Origin of the sequence: Curtobacterium sp. WHRI 8282 (genome assembly GCF_040223925.2) — a bacterium.
Classification (GTDB): domain Bacteria; phylum Actinomycetota; class Actinomycetes; order Actinomycetales; family Microbacteriaceae; genus Curtobacterium; species Curtobacterium flaccumfaciens.
This window is the reverse complement of record NZ_JBEHCD020000003.1, coordinates 303772-320993: the sequence shown is the minus strand read 5'-3', so window position 1 is coordinate 320993 and position 17222 is coordinate 303772. Positions and strand designations below refer to the sequence as shown.

Genomic DNA, 17222 nt, shown 5'->3' with positions numbered 1-17222 from the left:
GGCGTCGGAGGTGCCGGACTCAGTACGCGGCCGACTGCCCGCCGTCGATCGGGACGACCGTCGCGTTGACGTAGGACGCGTCGTCGGACAGCAGGAAGGCGACGACAGCGGCGATCTCGGGGGCCTCGCCGTAGCGCTTCGTCGGGTTGACCTGGATGAACTCCTCGGCGGCCTTGCGCGGGTTCTCCGCGTCGAGCTGCTTCATCGAGTTCTCGACCATGGGTGTCCAGATGGCCCCGGGGGCGATGGCGTTGATGCGGATGCCGTAGCGGCCGTACTCGACGGCCGAGTTGCGGGTGAGGCCGACGACGCCGTGCTTGGCTGCCGCGTACCCGGACTGGTTGCCGATGCCGCGGATGCCGCCGACGCTCGCCGTGTTCACGACCATGCCGGAGCCCTGCTCACGCATGACCTTGAGCACCTTCTCGAGCCCGAGGAACACACCACGCAGGTTGATCGAGACGACCTTGTCGAACTCGGCGGCGGTGAACGACTCGGTGGGGTTCTGCTTGCCCTCGATGCCGGCGTTGTTGAAGAAGCCGTCGATGCGGCCGAAGCGCTCGGTCGTGGCGGCGACGTAGGCGTCGACCTTGGCCTCGTCGGACACGTCGGCGACGGTGGTCAGGACCTGTGCGTCCGGGGTGGCCTCGAGCACGGCGGTCTTCGTCGCCTCGAGTCCCTGCTCGGAGACGTCGACCAGGGAGAGTGCAGCGCCCTCGGCGGCCAGGCGGACGGCGGTCGCGCGGCCGAGGCCGGAGCCGCCGCCGGTGATGAGGACGACGCGGTCGGCGAAGCGGGTGGCGCCGGTGGTGGTTTCGGGCATGGTGGGAGGCCTCCTGAGGTCTTCGACGGTGAAGGGCTCGGGGTCCGCGGTGGGGCAGCGAGTCCGATCGATGCATCTGCATCGAGATGCCTAGACTACACCTGTCGTTTAGGAGTGGAGACAGCAGGCGTCCAGGCGCCCCATCACGCTGCCGGCCTCAGCTCGTCGCGATCGACGTCGTCGTTGCCATGGTCGCAGCCATGATCACGACGATCGTCGCGGCCTCGATCTCCTCGAGCACGGCCTTCACCGCCGGGCTCGCCCAGGTGCCCGAGGTGATCTCCTTCACCAGGTCCTTGTCGACGGCGCCGAACTGCTTGCGCAGGGTGTTCGTCGCGTCGAGCAGGCCGATGACCGCGGCGGAGAACGGCGTGGGTCCTGCCCGGCCAGCCAGCACGTCCCCGATGCCGGAACGCAGCAGTGCCTCCGGGGCTCCGTCCCGCTCCGGGTGCTTCGTGGTGGGGAAGAGGCCGAGCACCTTGCCCTGCTCGACGCTGATGATGCCCCTGGCGACGAGGCCGGCGAACACGTCGTCGCGCAGCCGCTGCTTGCCGAGTCGGCTCACCCACCACTTCGCCTTGCGTGGTGCACCGGCCGCCGCGATGGAGCCGACCACGCCGTCGAGCACGGGGTCGCCCGTTACGGCGCCGTTCACGACGGTGACGAGTCCGTCCTGCAGCGAGACGGCACCGCGCAGCGCGAGGTCGGCGAGGACCGCTCCCGCGAGACCCGTGTCGAGCGTCGAACCGTCGAGAGCGCGGCGTCCGTCGGGCTCGACCTGCAGGAGCGCGAACGCCTGTGGGACCGTGAGTTGCTCAGCCATGCCCGCAGCCTGCCACGCGGGGCGGAGGTGCGCCGGGCCTCCGAGCCGACACCCAGCGGAACCGGACCGCTCGATGCCTGGATAAGGTGCTGTCCCGTGGGCATGCGCGGTTTGATGTGGGACGGGACGCGACGACACGGCGTGCTGCTCGCGATCGCCCTGGCGCCGGTGCTCGCTGCGGTCGCGGAGACGGCTGCGCTGACGCTGTCCCACGACCCGGACTGGGGCCGCGGCATCACCGGAGTGGTGGCGGCGATGACCGTCGCCGGGCTCGTCGTGGGCGTGCGCTACAACCCGCTGAACGACATCGCGACCCGGAACCGTCGGTCCGCGCAGGAGCGGACGTCGCGGGAGTCGCGCCGCTCGTTCCTCGACTTGCTGGTGCTCGACCTAGTCCTCATCGTGCTCGGCTTGCCTTTCGGCGGCGTGCTCGCGATCCGCGAGGGCGACCCGAGCGCGTGGTTCCTCTCGCTGGTGTTCGGCTTCCTGTCCGCGATCGCGTTGCTGCTGGCCTGGCTGGTCGACATGTTCGTCGTGCTGCCGATCGTGTCGATGGTCGGCGCTCTGATCGGCGCGAAGGGATCGAGCAGGACCGCGGCGTCGGCCGGGGCGGTGTTCCTGTCCGTCCTGGTGTTCGCCGTCGCGGTCACCGTCGCCGTCCCGAGCACCGACCACGGGTACCTCGGGCGGGCCGGGAGGTTCCTCGAGGCCATGGGGGTCCTCGCCGGCCTGCCGTTCCGCGACGCCGCGAACCCCGCGCTCCTCTGGCTCGCCCGGCTCGCGCTCGTGCTGCTCGTCCTGTCGATCACCTGGCTGGTGCGTGAGGGGCGCGTGCTTCGTCACGCCCGGGGAGACCGCCCGCGCCGGCCGCGCTGAAACCCAGCGGCGCCGGACCGCCCGACGTCAGCAGGCGTCCAGCACCCGCACCATCGCGTCCCGCTCCGCCGGAGCCACCCACAGGCGGTACTTCGCCTTCACCGTGACCTGGTGCTCGATGTAGGTGCAGCGGAACGCCTTGTTCGCGGGGAGCCAGGTCGCCGCGTCGCCGGAGCCCTTCTGCGAGTTGGACCGGCCGTCGACGGCGAACAGGTTCACCGGGTCGTTCGCCAGCGCCTGCCGGTCGGTCTCGGTGAGCCGCTGGGCCCCGGTGCGCCAAGCGTTCTCGAGCGCGACGACGTGGTCGATCTGCACGAGCGTCGACGTCGTGTTGCCGCGCACGAAGTCCACCGTCGCACCGGTGTACGGCGAGACGAGGGTGCCCGTGAGGACCTTGCAGCGGCCCTCGCGGGTGATGCCGGCGAGGTCGCGGGCGAGGACGTCGTTCCGGGTGTCGCACCCGTTGTGGTCGACGTCGAGCCAGGCGCTGCCGAAGTCACCGGTGCGGTCGTAGCCGGTGCCGGCTGCCTTGCCCTTGACGGGCAGGTCGGCGAGCTGGGTGCGTGCGCGGACCGCGTCGGCGTCGGTTCCGCGGCTGACGGTCGGACTGGAGGCGGGGGTCGCCCCCGACGACGCCTGCTGCGGTCCGATGGTGGTCGTCTCCCCGGCCGTGGGACCGCCCGCCCCGGTCGTGCCCGCCGCGTCGGCGTCCGGCCCGAGGACGCCGGACGCGTCGAGCGCGTACCCGCCGACGGCGAGGGCCAGGACGACGAGGACGGAGGTCAGGGTGATGCGGCTGCGGCGTCGGCGGGACGTCATGCGGTGGGACTCCAGGTGGTGCGGGGCGGAACGGTGGTGCGGGGCGGAACGGTGGTGCGGGGCGGAACGGTGGTGCGGGGTGGAACGGTGGTGCGGCGGTGTGCGCAGCGGCTCAGGTCAGCAGGGAGCGGATGTCGTCGGCCGTCAGGTCGTCGGCGAACAGGGCGTCGTCGTCAATCATCGTGGCGAACAGCTCGGCCTTGCGGGCGGCGAGGGCGAGGACCTTCTCCTCGATGGTGTCCTCGGCGATGAACCGTTGGACGCTGACCGACCGGGTCTGCCCGATGCGGTGCGTGCGGTCGACGGCCTGGGACTCGGCGGCGGGGTTCCACCACGGGTCGAGCACGAACACGGTGTCCGCCTCGGTCAGGGTGAGCCCGAACCCGCCGGCCTTCAACGAGATGAGGAACGCCGGGGCGGTGCCCTGCCGGAAGCGCTCGATGACCTCCGGGCGCTTGCGGGTGGAGCCGTCGAGGTACTCGTAGCCGATGCCGCGGGCGTCGAGGGCGTCTGACACCATCCGCAGGAACGAGGTGAACTGGCTGAACACCAGGGCGCGACGGCCCTCAGCCGCGAGCTGTTCGAGTTCGTCGAGCAGCAGGTCGAGCTTGGCCGAGGGGATCGGGGTCGATCCCGACGTGACGTCCGAGTCCGCTGACGCCGACCCGGACGACACCAGCGCCGGCGACAGCGCGAGCATCCGCAGCAGCGTCAGCGACCGGAACACGATCATCCGGTTCTTCGACAGGTCGTCGATCAGGTCGAGGACCTTCAGGCGCTCCCGGTTCAGGGTGCGCTCGTACAGCTCCCGGTGCGCGGGGTCGAGCGTGACCCGGACGACCTGCTCCTGCTTCGGGGGCAGGTCGGCCGCGACGGCTTCCTTGGTGCGGCGGAGCATGAGCGGCCGGATCCGTCGGCGGAGCCGCCCGGTGAGTTCCTGTCGGGCCTCGCCGCGGAGCTCGGGGGAGGCGAGGGGCTTCACGTAGTCGTCGCCGAACCGGGTCCAGGTGGACAGCAGCCCGGGCGCGACGATGTGGAACAGTGCCCACAGGTCCGTCAGGCCGTTCTCGAGCGGCGTGCCGGTGATCGCGAACTTCACCGGTGCCTGCAGCTCCGAGGCCACACGGTGGGTCTGGGACTGCGGGTTCTTCACGAACTGGGCCTCGTCGAGCACCAGCGCCGACCACGGCAGGTCGGTCCAGGCACGGGCGTCGAGCCGGAGCAGCGCGTACGAGGTGACGACGATGTCCGACGCAGCGGCGGTCCGGGCGACGAGCCCCGGGTCCTTCAGCGACGTCGAGGTCACCGTCGCGACCCGCAGCGACGGCACGAACTTGGCGGCCTCGGCGGCCCAGTTGCCGACGACCGAGGTCGGTGCGACGACCAGGAACGGGGGCGCGTCGGGCTCCGCGGCACGACGGGCGGCGACCATCGCCAGCACCTGCAGCGTCTTGCCGAGCCCCATGTCGTCGGCGAGCACCCCGCCGATGCCGTGCGTCACCAGGAACGACAGCCATGCGTACCCGGCGTGCTGGTACGGCCGCAGGTCGGCGTGCACGGTGTCCGGCACGGGGACGTCACCCGGGGGAGTCGCCCCGAGCAGCCCCGAGGCGATCGCCTGCCACCGCTCGTCGTGCGAGGTCTCGTCGGCCAGCAGGTCGAACTCCGACCACAGCCCGGCGTGCAGGGGCGTGACGGCGATCGGCTGGTCGGGCTCCCACTCGTCCAGGTCGCGGGCCTCGTCGATGAGCTCCTTGAGCCGGTCGAATGCGGGGTCGGCCAGCGACAGGTACGAGTTGTCGACGAGCTTGAGCCGTCGCTGCCGACCCGCGAGCGCGGTGAGCAGCGGCGTGAAGGGGATCTGCTTGCCGTTGACGCTGACGATGATGCCGAGGTCGAACCAGTCGTGCTTGTCCGACGGCATCGTCGTGACGCGGATGTGCGGCCGCCCGCTCAACCGCTCGTAGTCGAGCCGCTCGCCCTGCACGACCGTGCGGATGCCGAGCGACGGCAGCTCGGGCAGGAACTCGTTCGCGAACACCGCGACGTCGGCCCCGTCGACGGTGCCGTCCTGGAACCAGTCCAGCGCGCCACCGGGTCCGGCAGGGCGGACGGGAGGCCCGGCCTGCGTCGCGTCGTCATCCGCCGTCGTCGACGTGGTCGGCTGCACCGCCGCGGCCGGGTCCGCCACGGAGGCGTCATCGGTACTGGCAGGAACGTCGGTGCCGGCCGGATCGTCGGCGGCACGGAGCCCGGACAGGTCGGGCAGCGGGCCGTGCAGGGACACCGGGTCCTTCCGCCCGTCGACGTGCCAGCGCCAGTGCAGGTGCACGCGGTCGTCGGTGCGCGGCGCCCGGGCCGGCTCGAACGTCGCGGTGAGCACGAGCTCGGGCGGGGTGCGCTCCGGCAGCTCCACCGAGCCGTCGGAGCTGACCAGGCCGAGGGCGCCGCGCAACCGGGGTGACCAGTCGGCCAGGAACTCGTCGACCTCGGCGGTCGGCACGGTGATCCGGGAGCCCTCGACGAGCATGCGCCGCTGGTCCTCGGGCACCGGCGCCGGGGTCGGGGCGACGGCGACCGTGAACTCGGGGCTCTCGCGGAACACGTAGACGCCGTGGTCGCCGATCATCCGCGCTGCTCCGGGTACCACGGGCCGGCCGTCGAGCACCGCACTCGCGCCGATCACCACGGCGTCGTCGTGCCGGGCGACGTCGAGCAGCACCTGGGCCTGCGTGCCGAGCACCGCACCGCCCTCGCGCTTGCCGGTGACGAACGCGATGTCGAGCGCCGCGGCCTGCTGCAGGAGCGGCCAGAGCAGGGGGCTCCGGAAGTCGTCGAGGTGCAGCCAGTCGCTCTCACCCGGCAGCCCCGCCAGCTGCCCGGCGCGGTGCAGGGCGGCGAGCTGCAGGAACCAGGCGTGCTGCTCGGCACCGACCCCGAGCCGGTTCTGCGAGTAGGGGAGCGTGCCCCAGGTCAGCTGCCCGCGCACCCAGTTGCCGGCGTCGCTGCGGGTCACCGGCCGGACCCCGAGCCGAACGCCGCGGGACGGCGCGGGCAGGGCGCGGCCGGCGGCACGGGCTCGCGAGGCGAGCTTGGCGGGGACCGCGTCACGCAACTCGAACTGCAGCCCCATCCGGGTGCCCTGCGGGGTGGGCGCCCGCTCGTCGTCACCGGCGAGGCGGGCGAGGTCGTGCCTCCAGTCCGAGGGCGGCGGAGCCGGCGTTTCCGGACGTGGGCCGGCGTTCGCGGCGAGGGCGCGGGCGTTGATGGTGAGGAGCGCGGCCGCGACGTGCTTGCAGTCGCCGCCGAGCGGGCAGCTGCAGGTGCTGCGGACCGGGCGGACGAAGTCGCCGCGCGCCGGGGTGGTGTCGACGCGGAGTTCGTACGGGTCGTCGGCGGTGCCGGACACGACCGCGGTGACCGTGCCGTCGTCGTCGTGCCAGGTAGCATCGTCGACCAGGCCGGCGCGGACGACGTCGCGTGCGCGGCCGAAGGTCTGCGGCCCGACGAAGCGGATGACGTCGACGGCGTCGATCATCGGGGCAGCAGGCACGGGACCATCGTGCCAGTCGCCACCGACGATCCCCGCCGCCACCCTGTGCGACGGACATCTGGCAGGACTACCGTCCAACGCGGAGCGCGACGACAGCGGTCCACGGAATCGATTGGAACCTCATGCCGGACCGACTGCGGTGGGTACGCGACTCAGCCGACCACTGGAACGGGTGGATCGACGCCGAGGTCGTGTGCGACATCACCCGGACCGACACGTACACCGTCGATTCCCCGGACCACTCGTTGACCGGCGGGCACTCGTCCTTCGAGAGTGCGGCCGCTCAGGTGCACGGCTGGGTTCGCTGGACCGGCCGTTAGGCCGCAGAGCGCGCCCCGGTTGTACGTCCACCCGCTGCTCCCTAGCGTGAGAGGGCAGGCCGGGGTCCACCCGGAGGTGACCACACCGCTCTGCTCCAGGAGAGAGAGGTGTTCCGATGACCGACACGACCGAGTCGCAGGCGCCCGCTCCGGGTTCCGATCCTGCTGCACGCCCCACCTCGCCGCGTTCGCTCGTCGCCGTGGCCGGTCAGGACACCGACGAGGCCATCAGCTCGCTCGCCGGCATGTACGCGGGCAAGGCCTGGTACTCCCGAGCCCTCGACCAGGACTACTGGTTCAAGTACGTCGGTGTCGGTGACGAACGGCTGAGTGTCCGCCGTTCCCAGATGCACGGGTACCTGCGGGGTGACGTCGCCACCGAGGGCGAGGTCGTCGTGCAGTGGCTCGAACGCGGCGAGGCCCGCGTCGACGTCGGCCGCGACGAGGTCCGCATGCAGCCCGGCGTCCCGACACTGTTCCCCGTCGAGCGCCGGTTCGAGATGGAGTACCAGGACTGGGACCAGCGCCTGGTGCACCTGCGCCGTGACCTGGTGCTCGACGTCGCCGCCGAGGACCACCTGGTCGACGGCACCATGGCGTTCGACACCACGACGACGCCTGACTCCGCAGCTCTGGGCCAGTGGCGGACCGCCGTGTCCGGCGCGCTCCGTGCGCTGCGCGAGGAGGGCGACGAGTCCCTCGCCTGGCACGAGGCGCAGCGTGACGTCGCCCGCGCCCTGTTCCGCATGTACCCGCTGCAGGCCGAGCGGTTCCCCGCGGGCTACGGCACCCGCAGCGACGGACGACTCCGCGCCGCGGTCGAGTTCATCCAGGCGCACGCCCACCAACCGCTCACCGTCGCCGACATCGCGCAGGCCGCGGGGCTGAGCATCCGGGGGATCCAGGAGTCGTTCCAGCGGGCGTTCGAGCGCTCGCCGATGACGTACCTGCGCGAGGTGCGGCTCGGACGCGTGCACGAGGAACTGCGGATCCTCGACCCGCAGGCGACCTCTGTGGCGGACGTCGCCCGGCGGTGGGGCTTCGCGCACATGGGGCGGTTCGCGTCGGTGTACGCGAGCCGCTTCGGGGAGTACCCGCGGGAGACGTTGCGGCGCTGAGGGGCGGCTCGTCGCGGCAGCGTGAGCGCCCCTTGTTCTGGGGGTCCCTCGCTCCGGGGTAGAACTGACAGTCTGCTCAGGGGGTGCGAGGGGCGTACCCCCTGAGGGGAGCTCCATGAGCAGTCCATCCGGTCCGACCGAGGACGACGGCCATCCCGTCTTCCTCGGGGAGACGAGCAGACGATCCGTCCTGCTCTTCGCTGCCGCGGCAGCAGTCACCGCGGCGACGCTCAGTGGCACGTCCCGGGCGTTCGCCGTCGAGCCGTCCAACCTGACATACCCGTCGTACCCCGAGTCGACCTCGACGCGGGATCGCGCGTTCTCGGCCAGAGCGGCCGAAGAGTACGCGAACGGCAAGATCCCGGTCAGCGAGCTGACCTACGTGGCGGAATCGACGAACAACCTGGGCAAGCAGTACCTGCTGGCGAGCGCCGCCACGGCCTACATCGCCCTGGGCAAGGCTTACCAGGCCGCGCTCAACAAGCCGATGACGATGGCCGAGGGGTACCGGGACTACGCGCGCCAGGAATACCTCTACCAGGGGTACATCCAGGGGAAGCCCGGGTTCAACAAGGCGGCGTACCCCGGGACCTCGATCCACGGGTTGGGTCGGGCCGTGGACTTCAGCGGAGGGGTCAACAGCTACGGCACGTCCGAGAAGGCGTGGATGAACGCCAACGGCCCGACCTTCGGCTGGCAGCCGGTCGGCGACGGTTTCGACTTCCGTGAACCGTGGCACTTCGAGTACGACGGCTCCTACCAGCCGGAAGAACCAGCACCGCCCGTCAACGAACGACAGGAAGACACAGACATGAAGCTCATCACCAACAACGGACGCACCTGGCTCGTCGGCGAGTTCACGGCGGTCGAGATCGACACCGACTTCCTCAACGAGCTGAAGTCGGCCTACAACGTCCCGGGTTCGCTCGGCAACCTGCGCGCTGCACTCGCGGCGCAGTACGGCGAACCGGTCGCCATCCAGGCCGCCGGCAACGTCGAGGGCATCATCGCGGTCGCGAAGAAGAACCGCGCGGGCCTGGTCAGCGAGCTCAAGCGCTGACCACCGACCACTGCACGGACGAGGGGCCTGCCGGCGATCCGGCAGGCCCCTCGTCTGCGTGTGTTCGGTGGTGCTCCGGGCACGCGGAACGCCCCACCGCCTCGTTCGAGGAGACGGTGGGGCGTTGGCGCGACTGTGTCGGATCGGTCCGGCGGCCTCAGTAGGCCTGGATGATGCCCAGGAAGTCCCCGTAGCCGAGGGAGCGCTGCGACAGCTCGCAGACGTCCGACGACGGCTTCATGACCAGACGCGTCGCGATGTCGACGTGGTCCAGACCGAAGGTGTGGCCCCACTCGTGCACCGCGACCCCTCGGACGTCGTACCGATCGCCCGAGCACGATGCCTGCACGGAGTTCCACGCGTACCGCGTCGAGTACTTCTGGTCCGACTCCGTCGAGGCGAGCGTGCTCAGGTTGTAGAAGGTGCAGGTCGCGGCGAGCGTCCCGGTCGGCAGGCTGCCCCACCCGATCACGTTCTTGTTGTCCTGCGCAGAGCAGGACAGCGCACTGGTCACTGCCGGGTCGGATCCGGTCGCGCCCAGCGGAGTGTTCCGGGCCCCCGAGATCCCCGACGCACCGCACGCCGAGATGTTGCCGCCCCACTTGTTCGCCGCTGCCTTGAGCTCGTCGTAGGCGTACGTCCCCTTGCTGTTCGCCTCGTTGTAGCGCCACTCGACGGACGTCCTCCAGGTGTTGCCCGCGAGGTTGTAGTCACCAGCGCAGGACGCAGCGCCGATCGAGGTGCCGGGCGCGGTGGCGGGCGCCTGGGTCCCGCTGCTGGACTGCGCAGCGCCCTGCGTCGCACGCTGTGCTGAGGACCTTGCCGGCGACGTGCCGTGCCAGTCGCTCCCGACCTGCACGGAGACGCCGGCGTCGGTGTTGAAGACGGTCACGTCGGTCGCCGGCTGTGCGCCCGCGGCGCTGACGCTGTCGACCCTGACGGCCGTTCCGGCCGCGGGGACGACGAACGTCCGGCCGTCGACCACCACGGTCGAGCCGGCGCCGACGGTGCAGCCTGCGTCCAGATCGGTCGACGTGACGGTGCCGTCCGTGCACCCGCTGGAAGCGTTTGCTGGTGCGGCGACCCCCGCGCCGACGACGAGCGCCGTGCCGAGCACGGCGAGAGTGAGTGTGCGGTACATGAGTCCCCTTCGCTTATGTGAGCACTCGAACTCTGGCACTTCCCGCGATGGGGAGCGAGAGGCGTCACCGAATCGCAACGTGCCGACACCCGGTTGTTCACGAGCGAGCACGCGGCAGGTCCTCCCGGGCGTCGGGTGCTCAGTCGCGCAGGGGCTTACCGCCGGTCACTCCGCCCGTCGCCAACTTGCTGTGGCGTCGTGAGTACCCGAAGTACACACCGAGCCCGATCGCGAACCAGATCGCGAACCGCACCCAGGTCTCCCACTGCAGGAACGTGACGAGCCACAGCGACGCGATGACGCCGATGATCGGGATGACCGGCATGAACGGCAGCCGGAACTGGCGGTCCAGGTCGGGCTGCCGGTAGCGCAGCACCACCACGGCCGAGCACACCACCACGAACGCGAGCAGGATGCCGATGTTCGTGAGCTCGGCGACGACACCGATCGGCAGCACCCCGGCCAGGATCGCCGACGCGATGCCGAGGATCCAGGTCACCCGGGTCGGCACGTGCCGCTTGGGGTCGGTCTTCGCGAACCACTTCGGCATCAGGCCGTCGCGGCTCATCGAGAACCAGACGCGCGAGGCTCCGAGCATGAACGTCACGAGCACCGTGACGATGCCGACGATGGCACCGATCGCGGTGACGTTGGCGACACCACCGAGCCCGACCGACGCGAACGCCGACGAGAAGCCCGACGCCGGGTCGATGTCGGTGTACTTCTGCATCCCCGTGAGCACGAGCGTCGCCAGGACGTACAGCACCATCGAGATGCCGAGGGACAGCAGGATCGCCTTCGGCATGTGCTTGCGGGCATCGGTGGACTCCTCGGCCGCGGTGGACATGGCGTCGTAGCCGAACACGGCGAAGAACACGGTCGCGGCACCGGTCATCACACCGCCGAAGCCGAACGGGAAGTACGGGGAGTAGTTCGCACTGTTGATGTGGAACACGCCGAGCACGACGATGAGCACGACGAGCGCCACCTTGATGCCGACGGCGACGAACTCGAACCGTGCGGCGCTGCGGATGCCGCGCGTCAGCACGAACGCGGTGAGCAGGCACAACGCGATCGCGAAGACGTCGATCACGTGCCCGTCACCGGTGCCCGGGGCGCCGAGCATCCACGCGGGCAGGTCGATGCCGAACTGGCCGACCAGGAACCCCACGTAGCCGGAGATGCCGATCGCGACCACCGCCACGATCGCCGTGTACTCGAGCAGCAGGTCCCAGCCGATGAACCACCCGACGATCTCGCCGAGCACCGCGTAGCCGTACGTGTACGCGCTGCCGGCCTTCGGGATGAGCCCCGCGAACTCGGCGTACGACAGGGCTGCGGCGGCGCTCGCGACCCCGGCGACCAGGAAGCTGATCAGCACCGCGGGGCCTGCGACGCCGTTCGCGACGGTGCCGGCGAGGGTGAAGATGCCGGCACCGATGATGCCGCCGATGCCGATCGCGGTGAGCTGCCACAGACCGAGGTGCCGTTTCAGGCCGCCCTCGCCCCCGGCCTCGTCATCGATCGTGTCGATGGGCTTCCGTCGGAACAGGGTGCGTGTCGTCGTCGTCACCCGCCCATGGTGCACCCGGAGGCGGTCGTGCGCACGGGCGGGCTGCGGGCGTTCCGGCGGCTGGTTGCGCGCGTGCGCGGCGGTGGGGCCGGGCGGAGTTTCGCGCTGGACGACACTTCTCGCGCCGCCGAGCCCGTGAACTGTCGCTCAGCGCGAAAGGTCGGGGGCGCGAGGCACGCACGCGGCTGCACCGCAGGCACCGGGCGTAGACCTGGAGCATGCGCCACCCGAAGAGGACCGAGCCCGGCCCCGGCCAGGAGTCCGTCTGGGACTACCCCCGCCCACCCGCCGTCGAGCGGGTCACCGCCCGCGTCGTCGTCCGCCTGGGCGGCACGGTCGTCGCCGACACGACCGACGCCGTCCGTGTGCTCGAGACCTCGCACCCGCCGGTCTACTACCTACCGATGGCGGACCTCGCCGAGGGCGCGCTCGTGAAGGCGTCCGGTTCGAGCATGTGCGAGTTCAAGGGCCTGGCGCGCTACTTCGACGTCGTCGGCGGCGACGGGACGGTCGCGAGCCGTGCCGCCTGGAACTACCCGACGCCCGTGCCCGGCTACGAGTCGCTGCGGGAACGCGTGGCGATCTATCCGTCCGCGATGGACTCGTGCGAGGTCGGCGGCGAACGGGTCCAGGCCCAGGACGGCGACTTCTACGGCGGCTGGATCACGGCGGACATCGTCGGACCGTTCAAGGGCGCGCCCGGCACGCTCGGCTGGTGACCCGGCGTCGTCAGGCGGGGCGGCCCTGATCCGGACCGACCGGAGTCGTGCGCGGCGGGGCGGGACCGCCCCGGGCCTCCCGGCCGCACCGCGTCAGCGGTTCGCGTACGGCGACCAGAACGGCGGCGGGAACGCGCCCCCGGTCACGATCACGAGCACCTGCCAGACGAGCATGACGAGCCCGGCGGTCCCGATCACGATGCCGATCCACGACCACACCTGCACCGCGCGGCGACGCCCGGCGATCCGGATCGCCCGCCAGCCGCTCAGCACGCACACGAGCCCGAACACCGCACCGAGCAGCACGTGCCGCACGGTGGACTGCGCGGGCACGATGATGCCGAGGTAGAACGCGACCGGTCCGAGCAGCACCGCGAAGGTCGCCGGGGCTGCCGGCGGTTCGTGGTCACGAGCAACTGCTCCCATGGACCGCATGTTAGCGAGTGAACCTCGCTTCGAGCACGTCCAGGTCGCGCATCGCGGGCACCCGATCGCGGGAACGGGCACCATGGAGGCATGCGTTCCTTCTTCCGCGTCCTGCTCGGCCTGGCCCTCGTCGTCGCGGGCACGAGCCACCTCACCTTCGCGCGCAAGGAGTTCACGGCGCAGGTGCCCGACTTCGTCCCCCTGGACGACGACACGACGGTGCTCGCGTCCGGGGTCGCGGAGATCACGCTCGGCTCGGCCCTGGTCCTGGCTCCGAAGCCGGCCCGCCGCTTCGTCGGCTCGGTCGCGGCCCTGTTCTTCACGGTCATCTTCCCCGGCAACCTGTCGCAGTGGGTGAACCGTCGCGACGCCTTCGGCCTGGACAGCGACGAGAAGCGCTTCGTCCGCCTGTTCGGTCAGCCCGTCCTCATCGCGCTTGCCCTCTGGTCGACGCGCGGCCGGCGCTCCTGATGGGCGCGCCCGCGCGGCAGAGCGGTCCGGCCCGCGGCGCGGATCCGGATCCGCTCGGGTCCGGCCCGTCACGCTTCGGTCGGGAGGCCCGCCACCCCCTGGCCGGTCGCAGCCGCGTCGCGGACCTGGTCGCCTCCACCGCCCTGCTCGTCGTGCTGACGGTCGGCGCGTTGGCAGCGGGGTGGGGGATCCGGCTGATGTCGCTCGCGTTCGTGTCGTGCGGGGCGCCGGGCAACACGTGCAACGAGACGCTGGGTGACTCGGTCGTCGTCGTGGGGCCGATCATCGTGGCGGCCGTCCTGGTCGCGACGATCGCGGTCTGCGTGCTGCGGCTCGTGCGACGTCGGCTGACCTGGCCGGTGGTGCTCGTCGGCATGGCGGCGATCGTCGCGGTGTTCTTCGCCTCGCTCTTGCTCGTCGACAGTTCGGTCACGCACGGCATCTAGGCGCTTCTTCCTCCACAGGTGGGGGAGTGTCGGGCGTCTCTCCACAGAAGCCGACGCGCGCCTCGGTGGCGGCGGTCGGACCGACACGCTGGAGCCATGCCTGACACCGAGATGCTCGACCGCCTGATCCGTGAACCCGTCCGCACCGACGACGACGTCGTCCGACTCGTCGAAGCCGTCGTCGAACGACCGCTGCGCCGGCAGTGCTGGGTGCTGTTCCTCGACGACCGTGGGATGTCGATCCCGTTCCTGCTGCCGATCGCCGATCTGCCGTACTCCCCGGACGAACACGTCGACGACTTCGCGGCCCTGATCGCGGACATCGTGGCGCAGCTCGGCGCCGTCGACGTCGTGCTCGTGTGGGAGCGCCCTGACGCCGACCGGCTCTACCCGGTGGACTGGGAGTGGGTCGACGCCTGTGCGTGCGCCCTCGACGAGCACTCGATCCGGCTCCGCGCCCAGGTCGTCGTGCACTCCGGCGGAGCCGCGATCGTCGAGTTCGACGAGGACACGCAGCCGGTGGCCTCGTGAGTGGTCAGCCCTGGGGAGCGGCGTCCGGCACGTCCTGGCCGGTGAGCTCCTCGACGATCGCCTTCGCCTGCGGCCACGACTTCGCGTAGTGGTCCGGGTCCGAGTTGATCTGCACCGCGTGCGCCATCTGCGTCGGGCTCATCGTCTTCCAGCCGGGCACCTTCACCAGCTTCGCGTAGAACATCGACGCGGCCGTGTAGGGGTCCATCCGCTGCTCGTAGGTGCCCCAGGCGCCGTTGTCGCGCTGCTGGAACAGGCCACGGCTGTCCGGGCCCGCGGCGTCGCCGTGGTCCAGGTTCACCAGGCTCGACTCGCCGATCGCGGTCATCACCCCGACGGCCTGCGTGTGCGGGCCGATGCCGAGCGCCTGGGCGGCTTCGATCACGTGTGCGGCGTTCACCAGGCGGTCCTGGCAGAAGCCACCGACGGGTCCGGCCGGCACGACCATCCCGCCGATCGTCTTCGAGGCGACGGCCGGGCAGGCGGGAGTCGGGGTGGCGGCGCTCGACTTCGCGATGCCGGCGAGCGAGTTGACCGCGATCACGACGAGGACGACCACACCGATGCCGACCGCCACGATCCCGGCGCCGAACACCGAGGCGAGTGTGATGCCGACACGGCGCATGACGGGACCTCTCGACGGGCTGGGCGGGCGGAGCAGGAAGAGCAGCACGAGCGTACGGGCGCCTCCTGGGAAGCGTGCGGCGGCCCGCCGTGATCGCCCGCTCCGCGCTCCGCGGTTCTGGGTTCGCCGTCGGTTGCTCGCCACGGGGCAGGTGCGTTCCCGGCAACGAGTGACGGTTCTGGTTCACGAAGCGCAGGCTTCGCGAACCAGAACCGTCACGGGTCATCCGTGCGCGGCGGTCACCGGTCGCGTCGGTCGTCCCGTCGACTCCGACGAAGGCGCCAGCCTCCGGCGGACAGGGACAGTGCGGCGATCACCACGACGACGACGGTCCAGATGACGCTCGTCGCGTCCATCAGACGTCGCGGTGGTCGTGCGGCGGGCGCTGCACCTTCGTCGGCTCCGTCACGAGTCCGGTCGGGGCCTTCTCGGCTTGCTTCCGTCCGTGCGTGAACCAGGTCAGGACCCAGAGCAGCACGCCCAGGGCCAGAAGCGCGCCGGCGATCTGGTACTGCTGCGGGTCGCGGCCGGACGAGAACGGCATGACGAGCCACAGGCACGTGACGATGCCGATGACCGGGATGACGACGCCGGCTCGGAAGTGCTTGTGGTCGACCTTGTCGCGGCGCAGCACGAGCACGGTCACGTTGACGACGGCGAACACCGTCAGCAGCAACAGCGAGGTGGTGCCACCGAGGACGACGACGATGGGGGAGTCCGGGTCGAGCGAGACCCACCCGATCAGCAGCAGTGAGATGAGCGTGGTGAAGACGATCGCGGTCGACGGGGTGCGACGGGCGGGGGAGATGCGGGACAGGAAGCCCGGCAGCACGCCCTGCTTGCTCATGCCGTAGAGCAGGCGCGACGCCATCATCATGTTGATCAGGGCCGTGTTGGCGACGGCGAACATCGAGATGAAGGGCAGCAGGTCGGCGATCGGGAAGTCCGGCGCGGCGGTCTGCACGACGGTCACGAGCGGGGTCTCGTTGCCGGCAAGCTCACCGATCGGCACGACGGCCACGGCGCAGATCGACACGAGCACGTAGATCACGGCGGTGATGCCGAGGCCGGTGAGCATGATCTTCGGGAAGATGCGCGATGGGTCCTTGGTCTCCTCGGCCATGTTGACCGAGTCCTCGAACCCGACCATCGCGAAGAACGCCAGCGACGTCGCGGTGCTGATCGACAGCAGCAGGGACTTGTCCTCCGGCGTCTCGAACATCACGACCCGCGAGAAGTCCGCGTTGCCGCCCGCGATCGCCCAGAACCCGATCAGGATCACCATGACGAGACCGGACAGCTCGACCAGCGTCAGCACGACGTTCGTCTTGACGCTCTCGCTCACCCCGCGGAAGTTGATGAACATCACCGCGAGCATGAAGCCCATCGCGATGAGCATCACCACGCCGTTCGGCAGCTCGATGCCGAACCCGGCGCCGAGGTTCGCCGCGAACGCCCGCGATGCCGTCGACGCCGACGTGATCCCGGAACACATCACGATGAACGTCACGATGAAGGTGACGAAGTGGATGCCGAATGCCTTGTGCACGTAGAGGGCGGCACCGGCGGTCTGCGGGTACTTCGTCACGAGTTCGAGGTACGAGAACGCCGTCAGCAGCGCGACCGCGAACGCGATGAGGAAGGGGAGCCACGCTGCCCCGCCGACCTCGGCCGCGACCTGGCCGGTGAGCGCGTAGACACCCGTGCCGAGGATGTCGCCGACGATGAAGAGCAGCAGGAGCTTGGGACCGATGACCCGGCGGAGCTCGTGCTGCTCCTGCTGTGGGCGGTCCGTCTTGGTGGTGGCCATGCGTCACCCTTGCGCGCGAGACGCCTTTCTGTCCAGTCCCACAGGAAGGTTTCTCGCGATCGCAACACGGTCGCTCGGCGACGGATAC

The 17222-nt window shown here is 70.7% G+C and carries 15 protein-coding genes and 1 pseudogene; 7 read left to right on the top strand and 9 right to left on the bottom strand.

The features are described from left to right. Nucleotides 1-19: 19 nt before the first annotated feature. Together ABRP24_RS12430 and ABRP24_RS12425 are read right to left on the bottom strand one after the other, a co-directional pair. Entirely contained in the window at nt 20-823 is an 804-nt protein-coding gene (locus ABRP24_RS12430; RefSeq protein ID WP_349848482.1) for a glucose 1-dehydrogenase, read from the bottom strand. 157 nt (nt 824-980) lie between these two features. Beyond that, nucleotides 981-1646 (bottom strand): GPP34 family phosphoprotein, encoded by a 666-nt coding sequence (locus ABRP24_RS12425; RefSeq protein WP_349848480.1) that lies wholly within the window; start codon nt 1644-1646, stop codon nt 981-983. 141 nt (nt 1647-1787) lie between these two features. Here ABRP24_RS12425 and ABRP24_RS12420 point away from each other — a divergent pair, with 141 nt between their 5' ends. Next, nucleotides 1788-2522 (top strand): hypothetical protein, encoded by a 735-nt coding sequence (locus ABRP24_RS12420; RefSeq protein WP_027465179.1) that lies wholly within the window; start codon nt 1788-1790, stop codon nt 2520-2522. 27 nt (nt 2523-2549) lie between these two features. Here ABRP24_RS12420 and ABRP24_RS12415 read toward each other — a convergent pair whose 3' ends face one another. Together ABRP24_RS12415 and ABRP24_RS12410 are read right to left on the bottom strand one after the other, a co-directional pair. Continuing rightward, entirely contained in the window at nt 2550-3341 is a 792-nt protein-coding gene (locus ABRP24_RS12415) for an HNH endonuclease family protein (protein ID WP_301566594.1), read from the bottom strand. A gap of 112 nt (nt 3342-3453) precedes the next feature. After that, entirely contained in the window at nt 3454-6894 is a 3441-nt protein-coding gene (locus ABRP24_RS12410) for a DEAD/DEAH box helicase (protein ID WP_349848477.1), read from the bottom strand. A gap of 436 nt (nt 6895-7330) precedes the next feature. Here ABRP24_RS12410 and ABRP24_RS12405 point away from each other — a divergent pair, with 436 nt between their 5' ends. Beyond that, nucleotides 7331-8332 (top strand): AraC family transcriptional regulator, encoded by a 1002-nt coding sequence (locus ABRP24_RS12405; protein ID WP_071247206.1) that lies wholly within the window; start codon nt 7331-7333, stop codon nt 8330-8332. 115 nt (nt 8333-8447) lie between these two features. Next, nucleotides 8448-9392, top strand: coding sequence for a D-alanyl-D-alanine carboxypeptidase family protein (locus ABRP24_RS12400; protein ID WP_301603321.1), 945 nt, complete (start codon nt 8448-8450; stop codon nt 9390-9392). A gap of 157 nt (nt 9393-9549) precedes the next feature. Here the strand turns inward: ABRP24_RS12400 and ABRP24_RS12395 are convergent, their stop codons facing one another. Both ABRP24_RS12395 and ABRP24_RS12390 read right to left on the bottom strand, forming a co-directional pair. Then, nucleotides 9550-10533 (bottom strand): matrixin family metalloprotease, encoded by a 984-nt coding sequence (locus tag ABRP24_RS12395; RefSeq protein WP_051596667.1) that lies wholly within the window; start codon nt 10531-10533, stop codon nt 9550-9552. Nucleotides 10534-10672: 139 nt separating this feature from the next. Next, nucleotides 10673-12106 carry an amino acid permease gene (locus ABRP24_RS12390; RefSeq protein ID WP_349848475.1) on the bottom strand — a complete coding sequence of 478 codons (1434 nt, stop codon included), beginning with the start codon at nt 12104-12106 and terminating at the stop codon, nt 10673-10675. A 218-nt stretch (nt 12107-12324) separates the two neighbouring features. Between ABRP24_RS12390 and ABRP24_RS12385 the strand changes: the two genes are divergently transcribed. Further along, nucleotides 12325-12825 (top strand): DUF427 domain-containing protein, encoded by a 501-nt coding sequence (locus tag ABRP24_RS12385; RefSeq protein WP_031259408.1) that lies wholly within the window; start codon nt 12325-12327, stop codon nt 12823-12825. A gap of 93 nt (nt 12826-12918) precedes the next feature. Here ABRP24_RS12385 and ABRP24_RS12380 read toward each other — a convergent pair whose 3' ends face one another. Further along, complete coding sequence (locus tag ABRP24_RS12380; RefSeq protein ID WP_035808197.1) at nt 12919-13251, bottom strand: hypothetical protein; 333 nt, start codon at nt 13249-13251, stop codon at nt 12919-12921. Between the two features lie 90 nt (nt 13252-13341). Between ABRP24_RS12380 and ABRP24_RS12375 the strand changes: the two genes are divergently transcribed. The 3 genes and pseudogenes from ABRP24_RS12375 to ABRP24_RS12365 all read left to right on the top strand — a co-directional run bounded on the left by ABRP24_RS12375 (nt 13342) and on the right by ABRP24_RS12365 (nt 14699). Then, nucleotides 13342-13722, top strand: a complete 381-nt coding sequence (locus ABRP24_RS12375; RefSeq protein ID WP_027465186.1) for a membrane protein — start codon at nt 13342-13344, stop codon at nt 13720-13722. Next, nucleotides 13689-14168, top strand: a pseudogene (locus tag ABRP24_RS12370) (DUF6264 family protein); the annotation flags it as partial. The gene ABRP24_RS12375 and the pseudogene ABRP24_RS12370, both read left to right, overlap by 34 nt. A 96-nt stretch (nt 14169-14264) precedes the next feature. Further along, entirely contained in the window at nt 14265-14699 is a 435-nt protein-coding gene (locus tag ABRP24_RS12365; RefSeq protein WP_027465188.1) for a hypothetical protein, read from the top strand. 4 nt (nt 14700-14703) lie between these two features. Here ABRP24_RS12365 and ABRP24_RS12360 read toward each other — a convergent pair whose 3' ends face one another. Together ABRP24_RS12360 and ABRP24_RS12355 are read right to left on the bottom strand one after the other, a co-directional pair. Then, a complete protein-coding gene (locus ABRP24_RS12360) occupies nt 14704-15324 on the bottom strand; it encodes a hypothetical protein (RefSeq protein ID WP_051596669.1) in 621 nt (206 codons plus the stop codon). 355 nt (nt 15325-15679) lie between these two features. Then, the gene (locus ABRP24_RS12355; RefSeq protein ID WP_027465189.1) at nt 15680-17134 is read right to left on the bottom strand and encodes an APC family permease; all 1455 of its coding nucleotides are present in this window, start codon (nt 17132-17134) and stop codon (nt 15680-15682) included. Between the last annotated feature and the right edge of the window lie 88 nt (nt 17135-17222).

Bases quoted from the DNA above. Each gene is read 5' to 3' on its own strand.
- ABRP24_RS12400 (WP_301603321.1), top strand. From the start codon at position 8,448: ATGAGCAGTCCATCCGGTCCGACCGAGGACGACGGCCATCCCGTCTTC.
- ABRP24_RS12355 (WP_027465189.1), bottom strand. From the start codon at position 17,134: ATGGCCACCACCAAGACGGACCGCCCACAGCAGGAGCAGCACGAGCTC.
- ABRP24_RS12360 (WP_051596669.1), bottom strand. From the start codon at position 15,324: ATGCGCCGTGTCGGCATCACACTCGCCTCGGTGTTCGGCGCCGGGATC.
- ABRP24_RS12395 (WP_051596667.1), bottom strand. From the start codon at position 10,533: ATGTACCGCACACTCACTCTCGCCGTGCTCGGCACGGCGCTCGTCGTC.
- ABRP24_RS12380 (WP_035808197.1), bottom strand. From the start codon at position 13,251: ATGGGAGCAGTTGCTCGTGACCACGAACCGCCGGCAGCCCCGGCGACC.
- ABRP24_RS12430 (WP_349848482.1), bottom strand. From the start codon at position 823: ATGCCCGAAACCACCACCGGCGCCACCCGCTTCGCCGACCGCGTCGTC.
- ABRP24_RS12385 (WP_031259408.1), top strand. From the start codon at position 12,325: ATGCGCCACCCGAAGAGGACCGAGCCCGGCCCCGGCCAGGAGTCCGTC.
- ABRP24_RS12415 (WP_301566594.1), bottom strand. From the start codon at position 3,341: ATGACGTCCCGCCGACGCCGCAGCCGCATCACCCTGACCTCCGTCCTC.
- ABRP24_RS12425 (WP_349848480.1), bottom strand. From the start codon at position 1,646: ATGGCTGAGCAACTCACGGTCCCACAGGCGTTCGCGCTCCTGCAGGTC.
- ABRP24_RS12405 (WP_071247206.1), top strand. From the start codon at position 7,331: ATGACCGACACGACCGAGTCGCAGGCGCCCGCTCCGGGTTCCGATCCT.
- ABRP24_RS12365 (WP_027465188.1), top strand. From the start codon at position 14,265: ATGCCTGACACCGAGATGCTCGACCGCCTGATCCGTGAACCCGTCCGC.
- ABRP24_RS12375 (WP_027465186.1), top strand. From the start codon at position 13,342: ATGCGTTCCTTCTTCCGCGTCCTGCTCGGCCTGGCCCTCGTCGTCGCG.